Source organism: Paraburkholderia phymatum STM815, assembly GCF_000020045.1.
In the GTDB taxonomy this organism is placed as follows: Bacteria; Pseudomonadota; Gammaproteobacteria; order Burkholderiales; family Burkholderiaceae; genus Paraburkholderia; species Paraburkholderia phymatum.
In genome coordinates this window covers 257785-279803 of sequence record NC_010625.1, presented here as the reverse complement: position 1 = coordinate 279803, position 22019 = coordinate 257785, and the positions used below count along the sequence as shown (strand labels likewise).

The 22019-nt window shown below is 62.8% G+C and carries 21 protein-coding genes; 10 read left to right on the top strand and 11 right to left on the bottom strand.

What is annotated here, in order from left to right; genetic code table 11:
• Positions 1-13: 13 nt before the first annotated feature.
• From BPHY_RS28890 to BPHY_RS28855, 8 genes are all read right to left on the bottom strand, one after another.
• The gene (locus BPHY_RS28890) at positions 14-928 is read right to left on the bottom strand and encodes a glutaminase (RefSeq protein WP_012404999.1); all 915 of its coding nucleotides are present in this window, start codon (positions 926-928) and stop codon (positions 14-16) included.
• Between the two features lie 215 nt (positions 929-1143).
• Positions 1144-2775 carry an APC family permease gene (locus tag BPHY_RS28885; protein ID WP_012404998.1) on the bottom strand — a complete coding sequence of 544 codons (1632 nt, stop codon included), beginning with the start codon at positions 2773-2775 and terminating at the stop codon, positions 1144-1146.
• A gap of 379 nt (positions 2776-3154) precedes the next feature.
• Positions 3155-3835 (bottom strand): VIT1/CCC1 transporter family protein, encoded by a 681-nt coding sequence (locus BPHY_RS28880; RefSeq protein ID WP_012404997.1) that lies wholly within the window; start codon positions 3833-3835, stop codon positions 3155-3157.
• A gap of 128 nt (positions 3836-3963) precedes the next feature.
• Positions 3964-5148, bottom strand: a complete 1185-nt coding sequence (locus BPHY_RS28875) for an acyltransferase family protein (RefSeq protein WP_012404996.1) — start codon at positions 5146-5148, stop codon at positions 3964-3966.
• A gap of 122 nt (positions 5149-5270) precedes the next feature.
• Positions 5271-7184: an AAA family ATPase gene (locus BPHY_RS28870; protein WP_012404995.1), complete on the bottom strand. Its 1914-nt coding sequence runs from the start codon at positions 7182-7184 to the stop codon at positions 5271-5273.
• A gap of 487 nt (positions 7185-7671) precedes the next feature.
• A complete protein-coding gene (locus BPHY_RS39965; RefSeq protein ID WP_012404994.1) occupies positions 7672-7833 on the bottom strand; it encodes a DUF1328 domain-containing protein in 162 nt (53 codons plus the stop codon).
• A 137-nt stretch (positions 7834-7970) separates the two neighbouring features.
• Positions 7971-8408 carry a type II 3-dehydroquinate dehydratase gene (aroQ, locus tag BPHY_RS28860; protein WP_012404993.1) on the bottom strand — a complete coding sequence of 146 codons (438 nt, stop codon included), beginning with the start codon at positions 8406-8408 and terminating at the stop codon, positions 7971-7973.
• Positions 8409-8430: 22 nt separating this feature from the next.
• On the bottom strand, positions 8431-9492 hold the full coding sequence (locus tag BPHY_RS28855; RefSeq protein ID WP_012404992.1) for a Gfo/Idh/MocA family protein: 1062 nt from the start codon (positions 9490-9492) through the stop codon (positions 8431-8433).
• 90 nt (positions 9493-9582) lie between these two features.
• Here BPHY_RS28855 and BPHY_RS28850 point away from each other — a divergent pair, with 90 nt between their 5' ends.
• Complete coding sequence (locus BPHY_RS28850; RefSeq protein ID WP_012404991.1) at positions 9583-10539, top strand: LysR family transcriptional regulator; 957 nt, start codon at positions 9583-9585, stop codon at positions 10537-10539.
• Here the strand turns inward: BPHY_RS28850 and BPHY_RS28845 are convergent.
• On the bottom strand, positions 10534-11484 hold the full coding sequence (locus BPHY_RS28845; RefSeq protein ID WP_012404990.1) for a LysR family transcriptional regulator: 951 nt from the start codon (positions 11482-11484) through the stop codon (positions 10534-10536). The two genes, BPHY_RS28850 and BPHY_RS28845, sit on opposite strands and share 6 nt — an antisense overlap.
• Positions 11485-11605: 121 nt before the next feature.
• Between BPHY_RS28845 and BPHY_RS28840 the strand changes: the two genes are divergently transcribed.
• Both BPHY_RS28840 and BPHY_RS28835 read left to right on the top strand, forming a co-directional pair.
• Complete coding sequence (locus tag BPHY_RS28840; RefSeq protein WP_012404989.1) at positions 11606-12262, top strand: DsbA family oxidoreductase; 657 nt, start codon at positions 11606-11608, stop codon at positions 12260-12262.
• Positions 12263-12332: 70 nt separating this feature from the next.
• Complete coding sequence (locus BPHY_RS28835; protein ID WP_012404988.1) at positions 12333-13547, top strand: MFS transporter; 1215 nt, start codon at positions 12333-12335, stop codon at positions 13545-13547.
• Between the two features lie 93 nt (positions 13548-13640).
• Here the strand turns inward: BPHY_RS28835 and kdgT are convergent, their stop codons facing one another.
• A complete protein-coding gene (kdgT, locus tag BPHY_RS28830) occupies positions 13641-14657 on the bottom strand; it encodes a 2-keto-3-deoxygluconate transporter (RefSeq protein ID WP_012404987.1) in 1017 nt (338 codons plus the stop codon).
• A gap of 276 nt (positions 14658-14933) precedes the next feature.
• Here kdgT and kduI point away from each other — a divergent pair, with 276 nt between their 5' ends.
• From kduI to BPHY_RS28810, 4 genes are all read left to right on the top strand, one after another.
• Positions 14934-15770: a 5-dehydro-4-deoxy-D-glucuronate isomerase gene (gene kduI, locus BPHY_RS28825; RefSeq protein WP_012404986.1), complete on the top strand. Its 837-nt coding sequence runs from the start codon at positions 14934-14936 to the stop codon at positions 15768-15770.
• 25 nt (positions 15771-15795) lie between these two features.
• Positions 15796-16566, top strand: a complete 771-nt coding sequence (kduD, locus tag BPHY_RS28820) for a 2-dehydro-3-deoxy-D-gluconate 5-dehydrogenase KduD (RefSeq protein WP_012404985.1) — start codon at positions 15796-15798, stop codon at positions 16564-16566.
• Positions 16567-16653: 87 nt separating this feature from the next.
• Positions 16654-17532 (top strand): DNA-binding transcriptional regulator KdgR, encoded by an 879-nt coding sequence (gene kdgR / locus BPHY_RS28815; RefSeq protein ID WP_012404984.1) that lies wholly within the window; start codon positions 16654-16656, stop codon positions 17530-17532.
• A 396-nt stretch (positions 17533-17928) separates the two neighbouring features.
• Positions 17929-18621: a hypothetical protein gene (locus tag BPHY_RS28810; RefSeq protein ID WP_012404983.1), complete on the top strand. Its 693-nt coding sequence runs from the start codon at positions 17929-17931 to the stop codon at positions 18619-18621.
• Positions 18622-19406: 785 nt separating this feature from the next.
• Here the strand turns inward: BPHY_RS28810 and BPHY_RS42040 are convergent.
• Positions 19407-19754, bottom strand: coding sequence for a hypothetical protein (locus BPHY_RS42040; RefSeq protein WP_041765624.1), 348 nt, complete (start codon positions 19752-19754; stop codon positions 19407-19409).
• On the opposite strand from BPHY_RS42040, the gene BPHY_RS28800 reads away from it, so the two are divergent.
• The 3 genes from BPHY_RS28800 (at position 19732) to BPHY_RS42035 (ending at position 21925) form a co-directional block, all read left to right on the top strand.
• Positions 19732-20835 (top strand): tyrosine-type recombinase/integrase, encoded by a 1104-nt coding sequence (locus BPHY_RS28800; RefSeq protein ID WP_041765622.1) that lies wholly within the window; start codon positions 19732-19734, stop codon positions 20833-20835. The genes BPHY_RS42040 and BPHY_RS28800 overlap by 23 nt on opposite strands.
• A gap of 502 nt (positions 20836-21337) precedes the next feature.
• The gene (locus BPHY_RS28790) at positions 21338-21742 is read left to right on the top strand and encodes a hypothetical protein (protein ID WP_167538894.1); all 405 of its coding nucleotides are present in this window, start codon (positions 21338-21340) and stop codon (positions 21740-21742) included.
• A 36-nt stretch (positions 21743-21778) separates the two neighbouring features.
• Positions 21779-21925, top strand: a complete 147-nt coding sequence (locus BPHY_RS42035) for a hypothetical protein (RefSeq protein ID WP_012404979.1) — start codon at positions 21779-21781, stop codon at positions 21923-21925.
• The last annotated feature ends 94 nt before the right edge of the window (positions 21926-22019 follow it).

Below are 22019 nucleotides of genomic sequence, written 5' to 3'. Positions count from 1 at the left end.
TGGCGGCGAGCTTCTAGAAAATCGAGCGGCCTGTTTGAGTGGTCAGCCATTCCAACGCCAGCACGCCCGCCAGCGAGTTGCCGTTATTGTCCAGCCCCGGCGACCACACGCACACGGCCATCTCGCCCGGCAACAGCGCGACGATGCCGCCGCCCACGCCGCTCTTCGCAGGCAAGCCGACGCGATAGACAAAGTCGCCCGCGGCATCGTAGGTGCCACACGTCAACATCAGCGCAGATAAACGCTTGGCGGAACTCGGATCGAGAATCCGCTCGCCTGTCGACGGCACCACGCCGCCGTTGCTCAAATACAGCGCGGCCTGCGCAAGCTCGACGCAGCTCATCGAAATCGCACACTGCCGGCAATACGCATCGACGACGACTTCGGGCGGCATCTCCATGTTGCCGAAGCTCGCCATGAAATGCGCCATCGCGCGATTGCGATGTGCGTGCTGCAATTCAGACTGCGCGACGCGCATGTCGTAGTCGATCGACGGGACGCCCGTCACGCGCCGCATGAATTCGACGAGCGCGGTCTCCGCCTTCACGAAGCGGCGGCTCAATACGTCGGTGACAACGAGCGCGCCCGCGTTGATGAAGGGATTGCGCGGCTTGCCCTGCTCGGCTTCGAGCTGCACGAGCGAATTGAACGCATTGCCCGACGGTTCGCGGCCCACACGCTGCCATAGGTCGTCACCGAGAAGCTTGAACGCCATCGTGCATGCGAACAGCTTGGAGATACTCTGAATCGAGAAACGCGTGTCGGCCTGGCCCACGCGAAAGACGTCGCCTGCCGTTGTGACCACGGCCATGCCGAAGCTGTTCACGGGCACTGTCGCGAGTTCGGGGATGTAATCGGCGACGCGCCCCTTGTCGAGCCAGGGCTGCAGGTCGGCGTGAATCTGTTCGAGGATGCGGGAATAGTCCATCGATGCTTTCGAGCGATGACGGTGGGTGAATGGATACGGCGCCGTGTGCTTCGATGGCTCGACAAACGCAAAGCGGATCACGGCATGCGTGATCCGCTTTCACGGTGAGGCGAGAACAGCCTCGGCCCGCAGCGCGAGCGCCATTCTGCACCGACAATATTTCAGCGGTGCATGTGCGGGCCACCGACGCTCACGGCCGCTTCAGCGTGAGCGTATTAGCGCGCCGACATCCACTCGTCGGCCTGTACGCCCGCCGTCGCGTAGTCGAACGCTTTGTCGCCGTGGACGGCATCACGTTCGTCGAGATAATCCGAGCGATAACCCGTATGCACGCCCCAGTAATAGAAGATCAGCGAGAACACGATCACGACCAGCATGTCCCAGCCATACGGCAGCACGCCCATGCCGCCGAACTGCTTGCTGCCGATCAGCGACAGGATCGCCATCACGGGCAGGTACGCCACCAGCCACCACGCCGCCTTCAGGTCCTGGTTGAAGCCCGAGAAGCCCGACTTCGCCTGGAAGTAGAAGTACACCGGCAGCGCGACGATCATCAGCAGAATGATCTCGCCCGTCAGCGGCCACTTCGCCCAGTACAGGATCAGCGAAGCACACACGAACGCGAACGGTGCGATCAGCCCCATGCCCGGAATGTGCAGCGGACGCTCGAGGTCCGTTGCCGAGCGGCGCAGCGCCATCAGGCTGATCGGGCCCGTCAGGTACGAGATCACCGTGGCCACCGAAATCACCGCTGCCAGTGAGCTCCAGCCACGGAAGAAGAACAGGAAGATGAACGACACCAGCAGGTTGAACCACATCGCCGGACGCGGTACGCCGTACAGCGGATGCACGCTGCCGAAGATCTTCGGCATCGTGTTGTTGCGCTCCATCGCGTAGATCATGCGCGTGGTCGTCGCCATGTAGGTCGTGCCCGTGCCGCTCGGGCTGACGAACGCGTCGATGTACAGCAGGATCGCGAGCCAGTTCAGGTTCAGCGCGATCGCCAGTTCCGCGAACGGCGACTTGAAGTTGAACTGGTTCCAGCCCTTCATCACGTCGGCCGGACTCACTGCGCCGATGTACGCAACCTGCAGCAGCACGTAGATCACCAGCGCCAGCAGGATCGAGCCGATCACCGCAAACGGCACGCTCTTCGCCGGATTGCGCGCTTCGCCGGCGAGGTTGATCGGGCTCTGGAAACCGTTGAACGCGAACACGATGCCGCTCGTCGCGACGGCCGTCAGCACCGCCGACCAGCCGTATGGCGCGAACGTGCTCGCTTCGCCGAGGTTTTCCTTGTGAAAGCCGCTCATCATCAGGCCGAGAATCGTCAGACCGGGGATGATGAACTTGAAGATCGTGATCGCGGTATTGGCGCGCGCGAATACCTTCACGCCCCAGTAGTTCAGCATGAAGTAGATCACCACGAGCACCGCCGACAGCAGCAGGCCCGGTGTCGTCAACTCGCTGTTGATGAACAGGTTATGCGCCCATTCGTACGGCCACGTGCTCATGTACTGGATCGACGCTTCAGCCTCGATCGGAATCACCGACACGATGGCGATCCAGTTGGCCCACGCGCTGATGAAGCCCACCAGCGCGCCGTGCGAGTAGCGCGCGTAACGCACCATGCCGCCCGACTCCGGGAACATCGCGCCCAGTTCCGCGTAGGTCAGCGCAATCGCGAGAATCACCACCGCGCCGATCACCCACGCGCACAGCGCCGCAGGGCCCGCAATCTTGGCCGCCTTCCAGGCGCCGAACAGCCAGCCGGACCCGATGATCGAGCCGAGTCCCGTCAGCATCAGCGCGAACGGGCCGATGTGCCGTTGAATGGAATTATTCAATTGTCTTCCTCATATCTCAGATGCACGGAATCTCCCGTTGCCGTCTGACGTCGGCATCGAGGCATTCCGGCTTTCCTTGTCATTCGATAGCGAAGCGCAACGGCTGTCGCGCGCTGCGCCGCGAGAGGTATCGTCGACGGTTCTGGTGCCGTCGAGCGAGTGCGGGATGGTCGCGAAATGGCCCGGCCGCGTCCAATGCCAATTGCGCATGAGGGTCATGCGCAAAAAACATAACGCCTGAAGAACGCTGATGCGACGGGGCGTTAGCGCCGACAGACGAAGACGCCCGTCAGTACCCGGGCACGACAGGAGCATGCGTGCCGCATTTCAAGACTGACGATAAGCATGCACACACTATCAAAGAGCTTTCGGATCAAGCTCAACCGCCTAGCGCGATGATCGCCATGGTCAGCAGAACACCCAGCGCTGTCATGGACAGGCCCGCTCGCATGCTGCCTACGCCCGAAAAGCGGCCAAGCGCATAGCCTGCACCGAACAGCATCACGAGCGTCAGCACGCGCGAAACGATGAGCGCCGTCTTGACATCACTGAGCACGACGAACGGCAATGCAACAGGGAACGTGGAGATTACGACGATCAGGAAGATGCCCAGCGCACCGATAAAGTCGGCGCGCACCAGACGCACGCGAGTGTGCAACATGGGGCTCGCCGCGATCCGTGCACGGATCATTTCGAGCTCGGAATCGGCGACGAGCGTCTTCAGCGCCTTCGGCAATGCATCGCGCAACGCCTGCACGGCGACAGCGGGATTCTGCTCGCGCTGTACGGCCATGGCGAGCGTCACGCGCCGGTCGCGATTCGTCAACGTGCGCACGAGGAACATCACGGCATCGGCGAGTCCCCATGCAAGATTGCAGCCCAGCGCGGAATACAGCATCTTGCGACCCGCGTCTTCGCCTGCCGTGACGGCGGAGACGGCGCCGACAAAGGTCAACGCCATATACAGCCCGAAGCACAGTTCGGATACGCGGTCGACAGTATCCAGCACCGGTTCGCGCGTCTCCTGCTCTGCGCCCGCCGCCTGCATCGTGGTGTCCATTGCGCCTCCTCCGGCATCGCCAGGCTCGCCTTTTCCTGAATGGTAGTGGGCGCGGCAGGAATGCGATATTGGACCAAAGACGTATCTAAGGCCACGTTAAGGCCACGTCATGCCGCAGTGCACCAGGCTCAGCGGGATCCGTGAAAGCACCCGTCGACGCGCGATAGCAGCTTGCGCGACAGGCGGGTCGCGCGTCCCTGGATCAGGCGGTCGGACAGACGCGACAAACCATACGACGCGACCAACGCGGTCAGCACGGTGACGACGTAAAGCGCGAGGGACAGGTCGCGATCCGTTCGCCGGAACCTGTCTTCGAAGAAATGGAACGTCGCGTACACACAAATGAAGTGCCACAGATAGATGCCGTAGCTCTCCCGTCCTAACGCCGAGGCGCACTGCCGGGCGAAAAGCGTCGCGCGTGACTGCATCATGCGGCGCACGACATCGCTTTGCGAGCAGACGAACAGCAGGAACGCAACGGCCGCGCATGCGGCAAATATGGGCGCAAACGCGTGCGACTTCGCGAGCCACACGCCGAACGCAGCCGTCGCGAACGCGAACATGACGGCCAATGCAAAGTACATCCATGCGCCGCGCTTTGTCATATTCGAAGTACCCAGCAGATGCGAACGGAATCCATACCATGCCCACATGCCCACGATAAAGCACGGTCCCTGCACGGGGGGCCAGAAGTAGCTAAACGAGTTGTTGCTGACCTGACAATCGAGCGTGCCGTTGCAATCGCCGAACGACAGCGTGGCGACGGAGAGCGCCAGCAGCGCGAGCGTCGCCAGCATGAGCCGCACGCGATTCATCGCGGCAAAAAACAGCAGCGGCGCAATCAGATAGAACAGCATCTCCACGCCGATCGACCATCCGCCCGGCACGACGTTATTGATCGCCGTCGGCGACAGCGCATGCAGGAACAGCACATTGAGCAGAATATCGACGGGGCCGTGCGAACCGAGCACCCACGCGCGCTCGAAGCCGGAATGCATCGCGCAGTAACTGATCGCGCCGTAGACGGCAATCGCCGCGTAATACAGCGGAGCGATGCGAAAGAAGCGCTTAATATAAAAACGCAATGTGACGTGCCGCGCATCCGCACAACGCTCGTGATCGATTTCGAGCGTCATGAAGATCGTGATCGCACTGATCACGAAGAACAGCTGCACGCCGTATTGGCCCATACGGGCAATCAGCGCGACAGCGTGCGGCAGATTAGGAAACTGAAACGACAGGTGTACTGCGACTACCCCGACGATCGCGAGCGCCCGACCTGCGTCGAGCGCGGCAACGCGTCTTTTGTCCATCGACTGTCCTCCTCGCGTTCGAGACTGCGCCTATAAAGGCCGCGAGGTCCGTGGACAAATCGTGCTGAGCGGAAGTTCCTGCTTTCCCGGCATGTGTCGCGTTGTGCGCGAAATCGGCGGCTCTATGCCGCCGCGGGCTGCTCCGCCAGATGCAAGGATTCCCGGCTGCTCTTGTGTTCGTCGATCAGGCGATAGACGGTTTCACCCGGCACGGTCTCCGATTCGAGCAACTGGTCCGCAATCGCGCGCAGCACGGGCGCGTTCTCGTGCAGCAGTGCATAGCATGCGTCGTTCAGATCCTTCAGCAGGATGTTCGCGTGTCCGATCGCCCCCTTCATCTGCAGGCCCGCATATTGCGCGGGCAGCGCCGCGAGACTGAACAGGTTGCCGTCCGCATTGAAGCCGAACTTCGACACCATGTCGAGACTGATGCGCGATGCTTCCTGCAAGTCCTGCGCGGCACCGCTCGATGCTTCCGAGAACATCAGCAGTTCGGCATTGCGCCCGCCCAGCAGCACCTGGATTTCATTGCGCATTTCGGTTTCGCGATACAGATGCTTGTCCTGCGTCTTCGTGATCAGCGCGACGCCCAATGCGCCGCCGCGCGGCAGGATCGTCACTTCTTCGAGAATGCCCGTGCCCAGCAACGCCGCCACCAGTCCGTGCCCGGCTTCGTGAACGGCGATGCGCGTGCGCTCGTCTTCCGTGAGCGCGCGTTCCGCGCCATTCACGTCGCCGATGCGGGCGATCTTGATCGCTTCGATGAAGTGCCTGGCCGCGACCGTATCGTCGCCGGCCTTGCGCGCGACGAGTCCCGCCTGATTCACGACCATCGACAGCGTTGCCGGCGACAGGCCCGTGGTCAACCGGGCAAGCTGGGTGAAATCGATGTCGTCGGCCTTCGAGGTCAGCTTCGCGGCGTAGAAGCGGATGATCTCCGCGCGATCTTCGAGATCGGGCAGACGCACCGCCACCGTGCGATCGAAACGACCCGGACGGCGCAATGCTTCGTCGAGGTTGTCGGGGTGATTCGTCGCCGCGACGATGATCACGCCTTCGTTCGATGCAAACCCGTCCATCTCCGCGAGCAGCTGGTTGATCACGCGGTTGCTCTCGGCTTCGACGGGACCGCCGCCCGTATCCGTGCGTTTTGCGAGACCGTCGGCTTCGTCGATGAAGATCACCGTCGGCGCATTCTTGCGCGCGAGCTCGAACAGATGCTTGACCTTCTGAATGCCGACGCCGTAGTACTTCGCGCTGAAATAGCTGCCCGTGATCGAGATGAAGTTCGCGCCGCACTCGCCCGCGAGCGCCTGGGCGAGACGCGTCTTGCCAACGCCGGGACCGCCCGTCATCAGGATGCCGCACGGCGCGCGCACACCCATGCCCGTGAACTGCTTCGGATTGGTCAGATACGCCTGAATGTCGGACAGTGCAGCCTTCGCTTCGCCTGCGCCGATCACGTCTTCGAACGAAAGCGCCGGCGTCTTCTCGAGCAGGCGGGCGCCGCCCGTCATTTCGCGGCGCATGAACCACACGAGCCCGCCGATCAGCAGCAGCGGCAGCAGCACGCTGATTGCGTCGCGTGCCTTGTCGAACGCGTCCATCCAGCGCGCCGAACCGGTATGAATATCGGCGTCCGGCAAGAAGACGAGTTGATAAGGAGAACGCGCATCCGCTTTCATCTCGCCCAGCAGCAGCGCATTGGAAAAGGCCGAATTGTGATCGGTGACATAGTACTTCGCGCCATTCGCCGTCGACACGAGAATCGCATTCGGGCTCACACCGATGGCCGTCACGTTGCGCTCGCGAATGTCGCTCAGCATCTCGGATGCATCGCGCTCCTGATGCGTCCACGAAGCCGCGTCCTTGCGCATGTCGCTCGCGACGCCCGTCAAAACCGGCGGCCCCTGCACCTTGCGTTGATCGTGGCGCAAATGCAGAAAAGTCACGAGCGCCACGAACGCCGCTGCCGTCACGCCAAGCGTCACATAGCGGCCGTAACGGGACCAGAACGTATTCTTTGCCGGTTTCATCAGTTGATTCCTAAAACGGGCCGCACCGCGGCCTTCGCGTATTCGCGCGAACAATAAAACAGAGTGCACTGCGCACGGTGCGCGTGACAGGACGGAATGGAAAGTGGCCGGACTACCCGGGGCGTCGCCGCGAGCGAGGAAGGGACCAGCTAATTAGTGCAATGGGGCCGGTAAAAAAGACACGCACATGCGTCCCCCTTTCAACCCCAATGTACTTAACGCATTATGCCCAGGCTTGTCCCAATTCCAAAACAGTAGAAAAGGGCTTATTTCAGGGCTGATTCGGGCGATCGAACGGATCTGCCCGAGGAGAAGGGGCTTTGCGGTCGATGTACCGCAATGGCGTCGAAAAAGGAAAACACTTTTTATCTTTCGCGAAGGCCACGAACGATATTCGCGCGGACATTGCATCCACGCAGGACCAGGCATAGGCCGGCCAATGGAAACGGCAAGGCGGAATATTCTTCCGCCTCACCCAGGCGCTGCGTCAGCGCCGCACGACACCCATCAGCAACGTCACGATGAAGATAACGAGGAAGAGGAAGAACAGGATCTTGGCGATCCCGGCCGCGCCCGCCGCGATCCCACCGAAGCCAAATACGGCAGCTATGATCGCAATGATGAAAAAAACCAAAGCGTAATAAAGCATGATCCGACCTCCGTTGCTCGAGTGATGTTCCGCTCCGCAAGCGCGGCGACGTTCCAGAACCGGAGCAAGCGCTGTACCTATCACTACGCTATGAAAGCGACCACGCCACACAATCAGGCCTGAGCGCGCGACCGGACTCACGCAAGCGCCGCGACGGCCGCACGCAATCCCAACAGATAGCTATTCACGCCGAACCCGCAAATCTGGCCCTTCACGATTTCCGCGAAGACGGAATGGTGACGGAACGGCTCGCGCGCATGAATGTTCGACATGTGAATCTCGACCACAGGCACGGTGAGAATCGCGAGTGCATCGCGAATCCCGTAGCTGTAATGCGTCCATGCGCCTGCGTTGATCAGCACGGCATCTGTCTTGTCGGTGAATGCCTGATGGATCCGCAGACACATGTCGCCTTCGTGATTGGTCTGATAGCTCTCAACCTCGACATTCAGTTCGCGCCCCAGCGCCTGCAGTTGGCTGTCGATTTCTTCGAGCGTCACGGTGCCGTATTGCGCGGGGTCGCGTTTGCCGAACATGTTGTGGTTGATCCCGTGCAGCATCAGTACTTTTTTCATCTCACCTCCTCGTTGTTTGCAATCAGAGCGTTGCGTGCAGCCGCGTATCGACGATCGCGCCCGTTCGCGCCGATTCCGCGATGGCGTCGGTGATGCGCAGGTTTCGCAGGCCGTCGTGTACGGTGACGAGCGGATGCGCGCTGCCCGCTATCACATCGCAGAAGTGTTCCAGTTGCCGTTCGAGCGGGTCCGCCCGCTCCACGCCCGCCACCGACTTGTCAAAAGGCTTCCACCACGAACGGTCCTCTTTGCGCGCATAGGTTTTCAGGCGCATTGTCGGCACCGCCAGCGAACCCATGTCCCCCGCGATCACATAGCAGTCTTCGTCATCATAAGACGCGTAGCTCGTGTTCTCCCGCGAGGTTTGCTCCCAGCTGCGCGGCGAAGCTGCCGTGTCCGACAGCAGGAACGTGCCGAGCGCGCCGCACTCGAAGCGCAGATTGATCGCGACGGTATCCTCGACGGCGAACTGGCGTACCGCATTCGACGCAAACGCGTGCACGGCGACGATCTCGCCGCACAGCGAACGCAGATTGCCGATCTCGTGAATCAGATTGAGCAGAATTGGACCGCCGCCCGCTTCGCGCCGCCACGGCGCGGCGTCGAAATAGTCATCCGGCTTGTAGAAGACGGCGCTGCCCATCACGCCGACAACCTTGCCAATCCGCCCTTGCTGGATGATTTCGCGCGCCGTCGCGAGAATCGGGCTGTGCGCGCGATGGTGGCCGACCAGCAGCGGCACACCCGCCGCATCGGCAGCGACACGCAGGCGCTCCCCTTCGTCGAGCGTATGCGCGACGGGCTTTTCGATCAGCGCGGGCACCCGCGCGTCAACGCATTGCAGCGCCTGCTCGACGTGCAGCTGGTTCGGCGTCGCGAGCACCACGCCGTCGGGACGGCATTTTTCCATCAGCTCCCCGAGTGTGCGAAACAGCGGCACGTCCGCGCGATGCGCCACCTGTTCAGCAGCGGACCCGGGATCGACGATCGCGGTCAGACGGCAGCGCGGATTCTGCTGGATCAGTTCGATATGGCGCCGGCCGATAAGCCCGGCGCCCGCAACGGCAAGCTGGATTCGTCTCATGATTTCGCGGTATGTGTCCACCCAGGGATTGGACGGCTTCGTGAATTGGGACTAGATTACTCGTGCCAATCACCAACATAATCAGTCCAGATGGAAAATCATCATGCGCTGTTAGCCACGAATGACGGCTTCCTGCGCGACTTGCAGCTATTCTGTACCGTGGCGCGCCGCGCGAGCTTCGTCACAGCGTCGGCGGAAATGGGCATCTCGCCTTCTCACGTCAGCAAGCGCATCGCGCTGCTCGAAAAGAGCCTGGGCGTGAAACTTTTCATGCGCACGACCCGCCGTGTCAGCGTGACGAGCGACGGCGAAGCCGCCTTCCAGTGGGCGCAAAAGATCCTCGACGACGTGCAAGGCATGGCCGACGCTTTCGCGGGTCTGAAAAGCGACCCGCGTGGCGTCCTGCGCATCAGCACGAGTCTGCGGCTGGGCCGCGAGCATGTGTCGCCGATTCTTTCGCTGCTGCGCAAGCGTTACCCGGGGCTCGAAATCTGGCTTGAGTTGCTCGACCGCCGTGTCGATCTCGTCGGCGAGGGCTTCGATATCGACATTCGCGTCGGCAACATTCAGGAGCCGCATCTGATCGCACACAAGATCGTCGGGAGCGCGCGGATTCTTTGCGCATCGCCCGAGTATCTGAAGCGCGCGGGCACGCCGCGCACGCTCGCCGATCTCGCGCAGCACGACTGTCTGCTGTTTCGCGAACGCGATCAGCGCTTCGGCGCGTGGCGCCTGACGGGCCCGGACGGCGAAAAGTCGGTCAAGGTGACGGGCCCGATCGCGTCGAATCACAGCGACATCGTTCAGCAATGGGCGCTCGATGGTGACGGCATCATCATGGTGTCGGTGTGGGACGTCGCGTCGAGCCTCGAATCGGGCGCGCTCGTGCGCGTGCTGCCGCAACACCACCAGCCCGCCGACGTGTGGGCCGTGACGTCGGCGCGCGCGTCATCGTCCGCGAAGCTTCGCGTGTGCGTCGACTTTCTGAAGCAGCATTTGACGCATGGACCGTACGCGTTGAATACGCGCGGCGTGGGCGGGTTATGAAACGGGTGGGACGCGCCAGGCCGCGCTTTCTGTCGAACCGCCGCCGACGCGTGCTTCGAGAAACCGCAGCAGCGCCCTGACCTTGCTCGAATGACGGCGATTCGGCAGATACGCCGCATACACGACGGCTTCGCCGTTTTGCGGCGTCACGTCGAAGTCCGCGAACAGGCGCATCAAACGTCCCGCGCCGATCTCGTGATTGACGAGCCAATCCGGCAATAGCGCGATGCCGTGACCGGCGAGCACCGCTTCCAGCAGCATTTCGAGGCTGTTCGAAATGAGCCGGCCGCGCACATCGACGCGTTCCTGTAGCGCATTCCGGCTGAACGTCCAGACCTGGCGCGCGCGATAACTGCCGCCATACGCGATGCGCAGACATTCATGCTCGTTGAGGGCAACGGGCGCAGGCGGCGTTCCCGCGCGTTGCAGATAGTCGTGACTCGCGACCACATAGCGCGGATTGTCGGCGAGCTTCTTCACGACGAGATTCGGATCGCGCGAGATCAAACCAATTCGCACGGCCACGTCGATGCGATCGAGGGCGAGGTCCGCGAAATGATCGGCGACGACGACATCGAGCGCGATGCGGGGATATTCCGCGAGAAACGCGGCGAGATGCGGCGCCAGCTGCGTGCGGTTGTACGCGGACGGCACGGTGATGCGCAACGCGCCGACGGGCGACGCGCCGCTGTCGAGAATGCTTTCGTCGGCTTCGGCAAGATCGTCGAGCACTTTCGAAATCTGCTCGACGTAGGCCATGCCCGCGTCGGTCAGACTGACCTTGCGCGGCGTACGCGTGAGCAATGCCGTGCCGAGCGAGGCTTCGAGCGCATCCATCAGCCGCGTGACCGACGATGTCGCGACGCCCAAACGTTGGGCGGCCTTCGCGAACCCGCCCGCATCGGCGACTTCGAGCAATGTATTCAACGCAAGCAATTTGTCCATGCGGGCGATTATGCCCGCGACGCTGGTTGCGTTCAGCGCAACGGACGTTTGCTTTCCTCATGGATTCAAAGCGCACAGCGCAACGGCTAATCTGTGCCCATCCGTTTTCGAGGAGCAGCCGATGCAAGCCGTACAGATCGCCTTCGCCTATGACTTCATCTGCCCGTGGTGCTGGATCGGTCACACGAATCTCAACGCGGGCATGCAGGCCGCCGCGCCAGGTGCGCCTGTCGAAGTCCGCTACTTGCCGTTTGAACTGAATCCGTCGATGCCGGTGCAAGGCATGGACCGCCGCGCATATCGCGCGCAGAAATTCGGCAGTTGGGCGCGCTCTCAAATGCTCGACGCGCAGGCCACGGCGGCCGGCGTCGCCGCGGGGCTGGCATTCGATTATGCGAAGGTTGCACGCACACCGAATACACGCCGCGCGCACCAGTTCATGCAATTCGCTATGCTGCACGGGGATCGTGAAAACGTCGCGCGCGTTTTCGATGCAATCTTCGCCGCGTATTTCTCGCAAGGCCGCGATATCGGATCGATCGATACGCTGGTCGCGATCGCTCAAGAGCAAGGTTTCGATGCGAGCCGGGCGCGCGCCTGGCTGATATCGGACGAAGGCAACCGCGCACTGACCGGCGCGCAGTCGTGCCCGCAACGGGCGGTAATCAACAGCGTGCCGACCGTGTGGATCGACGGCATATCGATCAGCGGCGCGCAACCGCCCGCCGTGTTCGCACATGCGCTGCGCGCGGCCGTCACGCAAGGCAGCACTGCATGAACGCGCGCATCCGTCGTGCACGTCGCGAGCATTCAGGTCATACCCACGCAATTAACGGAAAGGAGTCAGCATGTCCAGCAGTCCATCGACGCTCGCGCGCAGCGAAACCGCTGCCGGGCTCACGCGCGGCCTGATCGCACTGTTCGCGTTCAGTTGCGGCGCGATTGTCGCGAATCTCTACTACGCGCAACCGATCACCGAACTGATCGCACCGTCCATCCACATGTCGAACGGCATGGCGAGCCTGATCGTGTCGCTCACGCAGATCGGCTATGCGCTCGGCCTGTTCTTTCTGGTGCCGCTCGGCGATCTGCTCGAAAACCGCAAGCTGATGATCGCGACGGCGCTGGTGTCGATCGCGAGTCTCGCCGCTGCATCGTTCACGCAGGCGCCGGGCGCGTTCCTCGCCGTCTCGTTGCTGATCGGCTTCAGCTCCGTCGCGGTGCAGATCCTGATTCCCCTCGCCGCGCATCTCGCGCCGGACGCGGCGCGCGGACGCGTGGTCGGCACGATCATGGGCGGGTTGCTGCTCGGCATTCTGCTGTCGCGTCCGATCTCGAGCATCGTGGCGGGTCACTTTGGATGGCGCGTCGTATTTGGCTCGGCCGCCGTGCTGATGACGATCGTCACGGCCGTGCTCGCGCTGACCATTCCGTCTCGCCAGCCCTCGCATCAGGCGACGTATCCGCAACTGATCGCGTCGCTCGGCCATCTCGTGCGCACGATGCCTGTGCTGCGTCATCGCGCGCTGTATCAGGCGCTGATGTTCGCGTCGTTCAGTCTCTTCTGGACGGCCGTGCCCGTCGAACTGACACGTCATTACGGGCTGTCACAGACGTCGATCGGCGTGTTCGCGCTGGTTGGCGCAATCGGCGCGACCTCGGCGCCCATCGCTGGCCGGCTCGCGGATGCAGGCCACACGGTGCGCGCGACGCTGATCGCGCTGATCGTCGGCGCGCTGGCCTATACGCCTGCGCTGATTCATCCTGCTTGGGGTGTCGGCGCTCTCGTCGCAACGGGCGTCGTGCTCGATTTCGCGGTACAGATGAACATGGTGCTCGGCCAGCGCGAAATCTACGCGCTGCATGCCGCGAGCCGCAACCGGCTGAACGCGTTGTACATGACGAGTATCTTCGTGGGCGGCGCGATCGGCTCGGCGCTCGCGAGCCCGCTCTACGAGCATGGCGGCTGGACGCTGGTGGCAAGCGTCGCGACGGCGTTCCCCGTGATCGCGCTCGTGCATTACCTCGCGATTGGACGCCCGCATGCGGCAAGCCGCGCGTGAGGGTCTGAAGGGCCAGTGGTGCAAGGGCTAACGTGACAACGGCGCGCACGGCAACTGTACCCGTGCGCGCCGCTTCTCGTTGCAGCGTGCGCGTTATTCGTGCGCGCCGAGCGGCTTCAATTCGCCCACGCTGTCTTCTTCGATCTGCTGGTTCACGCCCGCCTTCACCCGCGCTCGCCGCGACCACATCGCGGTGAGGATCGGCACGAGAATCGCGGTGACGAGGCATGCCGTCGCGACCATTGCCGTCGCGGCGGGAACCATCGGCTTGAAGCGCGGAATCATCTCGCCGATGAGCGACGGATTGGCGACAGCCGCGCCCGCCGTCGATGATGCCGCAAGACCCGCCGCCCCATTGCCGCCCGCGATGAATTTGTCAGCGAGAATCAGCGGAATGCCCGTGACGACGATCACCGCGAGGCCGAGCAACACGCCCGGAATGCCGCTCTTCACGATCACGTTCAGGTCGATGCCATTGCCGAGCGCGAAGCCGAAGAACGGAATCAGCGGCACCACGCAGCGGCCGAACAGTTCGCGCAGCGCGCTATCCAGATTGCCGAGCGTAAAGCCGATCACGAACGGCAGTACGGCGCCCACGAACAGACGCGGCTCGAAGAACGCGACACCCGTCGCGCCGAGAATGATCATGCTGACGAGCGGCCCCGATTCGATCGACATCAGCACGAACGCGCCCGCTTCTTCTTTGGTCCCGTACTGCTGCATCACGGCCGCATACAGACCGCCGTTGGTCATGTCCATCGAGGTCGTGATCGCCAGCACGGAAAGCCCTGTGAACAGCCCCGTCTTGATCCCGTCGATGGGCAGCAGCGACGAAGCGACGATCGTCGCGAGCCACGCAACGAGCATCTTGGTGACGAGCAGCGTGCCCGACTTGCGCAGGACGGTGCCCGTCGCGCGCAGGTCGATGGTCGCGCCCATGCAGAAGAACCAGACAGCGAGAATCGGCACGGTGCCCGTGATCAGACCGTTCGTGAACGATCCAAAGTACTTGCCCGCGCCAGGCGCGAACGAGTGCACGCACGCGCCGAGCAACAGCGGTATCAGCATGAGACCGCCCGGTACGCGGTCGATTGCCTTCTTCAGTTTCATGTCTCCTCCATACGACGCCAGGCCGGTGATGGGAACGGCGGACTGTCCGGTATGCGTCCGGCTTCATCCGCCCGTTCGCGGACTATAGCATCGGCGCAGGAACGCTGTTCCGTTTTATTACTTGCGCAGATTAATCGTTTACCCTCCATCGTAATCACTGTTCCCGCTATGTGGTCGGCTAACGAATCTCCAATTTCGGAATGGCGTTCCGTTCATGCTAGACTGCGCACACAGAAACCCGGGCCAGCACTGAGGCGCCAACGCAGCGGAGGAGACATGGAAGTCAGACAGGGCATGAACAGCGAATACGCGAAAACGCTCGACACAGCCGGTCTCAGAAAGGCGTTCCTGGTCGAGAAGGTGTTCGAGCCGGACACGCTCGCGCTCACGTATAGCCATATCGACCGGATCATCGTCGGCGGCGCGTTTGCGCAGACGCGCGCCGTTGAAGTGCCCAGCGCGATCGGCAAGTCGATTGGCGTCAGCTATCTGCTCGAGCGTCGTGAGCTGGGCGCGATCAACATCGGCGGCGACGGCTGGGTGGAAGCGGACGGCAAGCGCTTCGTCGTGCGCAACGAGGAAGCCATCTATGTCGGCAAGGGCACGCAGTCGCTCACATTCGGCAGCGACGATCCCGCACGGCCCGCGAAGTTCTATCTGAACTGCGCGCCCGCCCACGCGACGTACCCGACGCGCACCATCACGCTCGCCGAAGCATCGCCGCAAACGCTCGGCGATCCCGCCACGAGCAATCACCGCACGATCTACAAGTTCATCGTTCCCGAAGTGCTGCCCACCTGCCAGCTGTCGATGGGCATGACCAGGCTCGAGCCCGGCAGCCTCTGGAACACGATGCCCTGCCATACGCACGAACGGCGCATGGAGGTGTACTTTTACTTCAACGTCGCCGATGATGCCGCCGTCTTTCACATGCTGGGCGAGCCACAGCAGACGCGCCACATCCTCGTGCACAACGAACAGGCCGTGATTTCGCCGAGCTGGTCGATTCACTCGGGCGTCGGCACGCGCGCCTATGCGTTCGTCTGGGGCATGGTCGGTGAAAACCAGGCGTTCAGCGACATGGATCATCTCGCCGTGCGCGATCTGCGCTGAAGCACTTCATCGAGAGGAATCGCGCATGACTTTGCAACCGATGCATCCGTTCGACCTCAGCGGCAAGGTTGCCGTCGTCACGGGCAGCAACACGGGCCTCGGCGCAGGCATGGCGTGCGCGCTGGCCGCCGCGGGCTGCGATATCGTCGGCGTGAGCCGCTCCGACGACAGCGACACTGCGCAACGCGTGCAGGCGCTGGGCCGCCGCTATGCGGGTGTGAACGCCAACCTGTCGAGCATCGCGCCCGTCGACGACATCGTGCGCGCCGCGCTCGAAGCCTGCGGGCGCATCGACGTGCTGGTGAACAATGCCGGCATCATCCGCCGCGCGGATGCGCTGTCGTTCAGCGAGGACGACTGGGACGATGTGATGAACGTGAATCTCAAGAGCGCGTTCTTTCTCGCACAGGCGGTCGCGCGACACTTCGTCGAGCATGAGAAGCGCGGCAAGATCATCAACGTTGCGTCGATGCTGTCGTTCCAGGGCGGCATACGCGTCGCGTCGTACACGTCGTCGAAGAGCGGCATTCTCGGGCTCACACGGCTGCTCGCCAACGAATGGGCGGCGCGCGGCATCAACGTCAACGCGATCGCGCCGGGCTACATGGCGACCTTGAACACCGCCGCGCTGCGAGAAGACGAGCGGCGCAACGGCGAAATTCTCGCGCGCATTCCGGCGGGCCGCTGGGGAACGCCCGAGGATCTCGCGGGGCCGGCGGTGTTTCTCGCGTCGTCCGCTTCTGATTACGTGCACGGCCATACGCTCGCCGTCGACGGCGGCTGGCTCGCGCGATGATGTGAATTGCAAGGCGCGCACGGTATATTTCGTCGATTGGCAACATCGTTGTGGAAAGACGGCGCGGGACAACCGCCGCGAAAACTTATGGCAGCTATCGACAAACCCAAGACCACGGCGCCGCGCAAGCGCGCCGCCGCCCCGCTCGTGTCCGACGCGGACGCCGCCGATAGAAACGAGTCGCTTTCATCCGTCGCGCGGGTGTTCGCGATTCTCGGTGCGATCGGCGACAGCGGGCAAATCGGCATCAGCGAACTGTCGCAGCGGCTCGCGCTGTCGAAGACAACCGTGCATCGCGTGCTGCAGACGCTCAAGGCGCTCGGCTACGTCACGCAGGAAGTGGAAACCGAGCGTTACCGGCTCACCATCCGTCTGTTCGAACTCGGTGCGAAGGCATTGGAAAGCGTCGATCTCGTGCGTGAGGCCGACATCGAAATGCGCCGCATCGGTCATGCGACGCGCGAGGCTGTGCACCTGGGCACCTTCGACGAAGACGCGATCATCTACATCCACAAGATCGACGCCGATTACGGGCTGCGCATGCAGTCGCGCGTCGGGCGGCGCAATCCACTGCATAGCACGGCGATCGGCAAGGTGCTGCTCGCGTGGATGGAGCCCGCCGAAGCGCGCGAGGTGCTCTCGCACATCGAGCTGCGCAAATCGACGGCGAAGACGCTGTCGTCCGCCGAGGCCGTGATGAGCATCCTGCCGCAAGTTCGCGCGCAGGGTTATGGGGAAGATATCGAAGAACAGGAAGAAGGCTTGCGATGCCTCGCGGTGCCTGTCTTCGACCGATTCGGCCGGGTGATCGCCGGTCTTTCCGTGTCGTTCCCCACGATGCGCTGCGGCGCGGATACCAAGCTGCACTACGTCGCCCTGCTCAAGGAAGCAGGCGCCGCCTTGTCGGCGAGGCTGGGCTACCGCGCACCGGCGCCGGAAGCTGCCGAAGTCACGCATCCCGGTTGACGCTCGGTTCGCGGACCACGTTCGACGCACGACAGCTGCCGTCATTTTTCTGCCTCAATCCTTACCGAAATCGACCTGCACTCGCCGCCGGAACCGCCGAGCAGGCGGTTCAAATCGACACCTCGTTTTTCCTCATAGGTAATCTCGCGCGCAATGTGCGTTACATCGCATCCGGCGCGCTCGAATGCTGGCAAGTTAATTCACATCATGTTGATCGCGCTGACGCACCGAGACGCGTCCGGTGCCGGGGGCCGTCCCTGGCAAATGCACGCGTGCAGCATGGGTGTATGGAGATTGCTGCGGGTCGCCGGCCGTCATAGGACCGTCATAGGACCGGCAGCGGGCTTCCGTACAAAGTTGTGTTTGCCGTCTATGACCACCTGCGAGGTAACAACCATGAGAATCAGCGCATTGCTCGGGTCTGCGGCGTTGACCGTGACCTTGAGTCCAGCCCTTTCGCCTGCTACGGCTTGGGCTGACGGGCCGCGGTCAGCCTATGACAGCGGCGGCGTAATCGAGGAGGCGTCGCTCGATCCGGGCGAAGAGCAGATGACCGTCGATGAAGAGAACAAGGCACGCCTGAAGGATTTGAGCGATGCCTATCACAGTGGCTACAACGCGCGCGCGAAGGAAGACGCGGAAACGTATGCGTCGTTGCGCGACCAGTTGAAGCGCACGAAGACATCGGCGCAGCAACCGCCGCCGCTGCCTTCGGGTGAGCCGGGCGACGACGGCGCACAGGTGCGGCGAGTGAGCCAGGCGCGGGTTGCGCAGCAGCGTTTGCAGGCCGCTTATGACGACGACGATGCTGCGGCGCCAGTGCAGTATGCGCCTCCTGCGGCGCGGCCTCGCTATCGGTCTGCGCCCGCGCCCGTGATGTATACGCAGGCGCCTGTGTATGACGGGCCGTCGGCTGAAGAGATGCAGACCGTTGTGTTTCAGCCTTATCAGGCGCCGATGCCGATGCCAATGCCCGTGCAATATGTGCAGTCATATCAGCCTGTATATGTCAGCCCTGCGCCTGTCGTGCCTGTTCAATATGCCGCGGCATATCCGGTTTATCGGCCGTATGGGTATGGGTGGCGGTAGGGTCGCGCTGCGGTTTTGCCGGCTCTTCGCTGGCCGGCTGTTCGCTGGCCGGCTGTTCGCTGGCATCCGCGATTTCATGTCGGTGTTCATGTGTTGCCCCTGCGCGGGGCGGCACTCACTTTCTTTGCCGCGGCAAAGAAAGTAAGCAAAGAAAGCCGCTCACACCGCCAATCCTTGACCTTTACCCACGGGCCCCCAACGTCCCCGTCCTTCGTGCGGCAACGTGCTAGCATGCGCGCGTTGCCAGCGCTTTGGACGAGCGCATCACCCGCTCCCATCTCCCGCGGTGTAGCCAGCGGCAGCGAATCGTCGGCGCCGCCCAGGTGGCAAACTGTGTGTAAGTTGTCGCACCTTACACGTTGCCGCTCCTACGACACCGGTCCGCTTTTCAGTCCGGAGTGGTGCATTTCCATCGCGACGGCCTGCACACGGTTTGCCACCTGGGCGGCCGTCGACTTCCCGGCAAGGCAGGCCGTGACGCGGGCATGTGAAGCGGGTGAGGCGAATCCAGGAGCGCTGGCAACGGGCATGGATTAGCGCGATACCGCAACAAGGACAGGGACGTGGAGAGCCCGTGGCCAGACGTCAAGACGCTCGGTGCGAGCGGCTTTCTTTTGCCTACTTTCTAAAAGTTGCCTGATACACCCTGATACGGGAAGATACGCCAAAACGTCCCCTGATCCTTATCCAGCAAGGCTTTCAGGCGATACGCGATACGGCTTGATCTACGTTGATCTCGCCTGATTTTCGTGACGTTTTGGGTTTTTTGGGTACGTATTTTTTGGTTAGTATTTCCATAGTTTCTGTTTGGAGTCCGTATCATGGCAACGCTTGTCAACACCGTCCGCGCCATCGAGGCGCTGCGCGCCGGCGCGACGGTTCGCTACTACAAGGTCGATGCGAATCTGCGTTTGCGCGTCGGCACGAACGGCGCGAAGTGGTTCAATGTCCGTTTTCGCGTCAACGGCCGCAGCCAGGAGAAAACGCTCGGGCCGTACGGCCACGGCACCGGCCAGTGGACGCTGTACGCGGCGCTCGCTGAAGCGGCAAAGGACTGCGGCCGCGCGCGAGAACATCAACATCATCGAAGCCGAGAAGCGCGAGCGCATCGTGCGTACGGGCGCGACGCTCAATCAGGTGTTCGAGGTGTGGTTCAACGAGTCGATCGCCGAGAAGCGCGGCCGCAAGGGCCGCAAGGATGGCGGCAAGGTGCTGCGCCGCCAGGCCGAGCTGCACTGGCTGGGCCGCTTTGGCGAGCGCCACATTGGCGACATCAACCGCACCGACATCGTGGAGCACTTCCGCGCCATTTCGCGCACGGGCAGGAACCGCACCGCAGTTGTCAACTTCCGCGCGATGCACCAGTTGATTAAATGGGCGAACCGCACCCGCCCGTATCGCCAGATGCTCGCCGACTCGGACTTCTTCGAGATCGACGTCGCCGATGTGGTAACTGGCGACTATCACCCGGTGCACGGCAATGAGCGCTCACGCACGCTCAGCGATGACGAAATCCGCCTGCTCGCAAAGAAGATGCACGCGAGCACGCTGCCCCGCTACGCCGTGTACGCCGTGTACATCATGCTCGGGACCGGCTGCCGCGTGGGCGAACTGAGCCTTGCGCGCTGGGCCAACGTTGATCTTGAGGCCGGATTGTGGACCTTGCCTGCGCCCAATACGAAAACGCAGGCTGAAATCACCGTCGTGCTTTCCCCGTTCGTGCAGCGCCAGTTCGAGGCGCTGCGCGCGATGCATACCGGCACCTGCGTTTTCCCGCGCCGCCTCGGCGTGAGCGCAGCAGAGGAAGTGCCGATTGACGGCGCGACGGTCGGCAAGGTCATCACGTACCGCCAGATGACACCCGCCGAGCACGCGCGCAAGCCGCTCGTGATGGACCACGACGCGCTGGCGTTACCCGGTGGGCGCTGGCGCTGTCATGACCTGCGCCGTACCGCCGCGACCGTCATGCAGCGTTGCGGCGTGGACGACACGAGCATCCACCGTTGCCTGAACCATGCACGCGAGGATGCACTCGATCGTGTCTATCTCCAGGAGCGCACGACGCCGCGCATGCGGGCCGCCTGGCTCGCGCTTGGCGAATACCTCGATCGCCTGCTCGGCACCGCGCCTGAGGCCGCGAACGACGACGAAAAAGAGGTCACAACCACAACCGGCCGCGAGGCCGGGGCCGTACCGCTGAAAATCGTTGCGTAACGGCCCACCTGCCCATGTCCCAAACCCCGCCCCGGCGGGGTTTCTGTTTTATGCTCATGGCGTATCACGTGCAATCAGTGCATTGCGGCGGATCGCTCGCCGGGAGATACCGCATGGGCCTATCCACAAATCCGAACCTGAATGGGCAGGACGGCTCCGATGAACGGCGCATGAAGCGCGAAGCCCGGAGATACGGCCGCATCATCGCGCGCCTTCTGCCCGCGTGGGCGCCCGCGCCGATCATCAGCCGCCTTCATGACGAGCTGGCGCACTATCAGCTCGCGCGGCGCGAGGCACGCGCGCGCCCGGGCGTGACACCGCGCCTGGACCAGCAATGGTTTGCGCGTCAGGTCGCCAGTACCGTGCGGCTGTGCACCTACAGCCCGGACATGGAGCGCGCGTGGGCAACCCTGACCACGGCTCCTTTAAGAGGCCAGGACCGCTCGGGCTGGACGGCCAGCGACAGGACATTGCAGGTCCTCTCCGGCATCGACAATGCGATGTGCTGCGCTTCACCTACGCGCCAAAACCTGCCCCGGCAGCGCGCAGAAAATCTCTCTCACGTGTGGCGCAGGCTGGCAGACGCCTGCTTGAAGCCGTCGAGGCTTCACCGGAAGCGGCCGTGCTGTTTCGCATCGCACTCGCCCAACTCACTGCGCAGGACGAACATCGATCACATCTTTTGGGTGACGTGCTGACCCCAGCTGGCGGCGATGAACCGACGATCCTCTGCGCACCGGGCGGTGAAGTTGTCATGCTGTGGCGCTCACCGTCGAGACTGCGCGTCCTGCCGCTCAGCCAGAGCGCGTATCCCGCCCTTGCCGACGTGCTGCAACCTGCAATCGACGCTCTGGAACGTGCGGCCCGTGCGATGCCCATCGTCGTTCAACCGGGGCGGCCCGACTAGGGGCTGCAGCCTTTCCTGATTCGTGAACTCTCGGCGATGATGCTTGACCTCTATGGCAAGCCGCTTGATGACATTGTGGCGCTGCTCGTATCGGCAATCACCGACCTGCCGCAACCGCTCACGCGTGACGACATCCGGCCTTACCTGAAACGTACCGGGAAGAATTTGAACAAGACTCGATGAAATCTTCCCGTGGGACGATTCTGTATATTTCTCTACAGATTCTTCCCGTTACACGCCCCCTGTTCGCGTATCCAATCAGTATCGCCCTGCGATT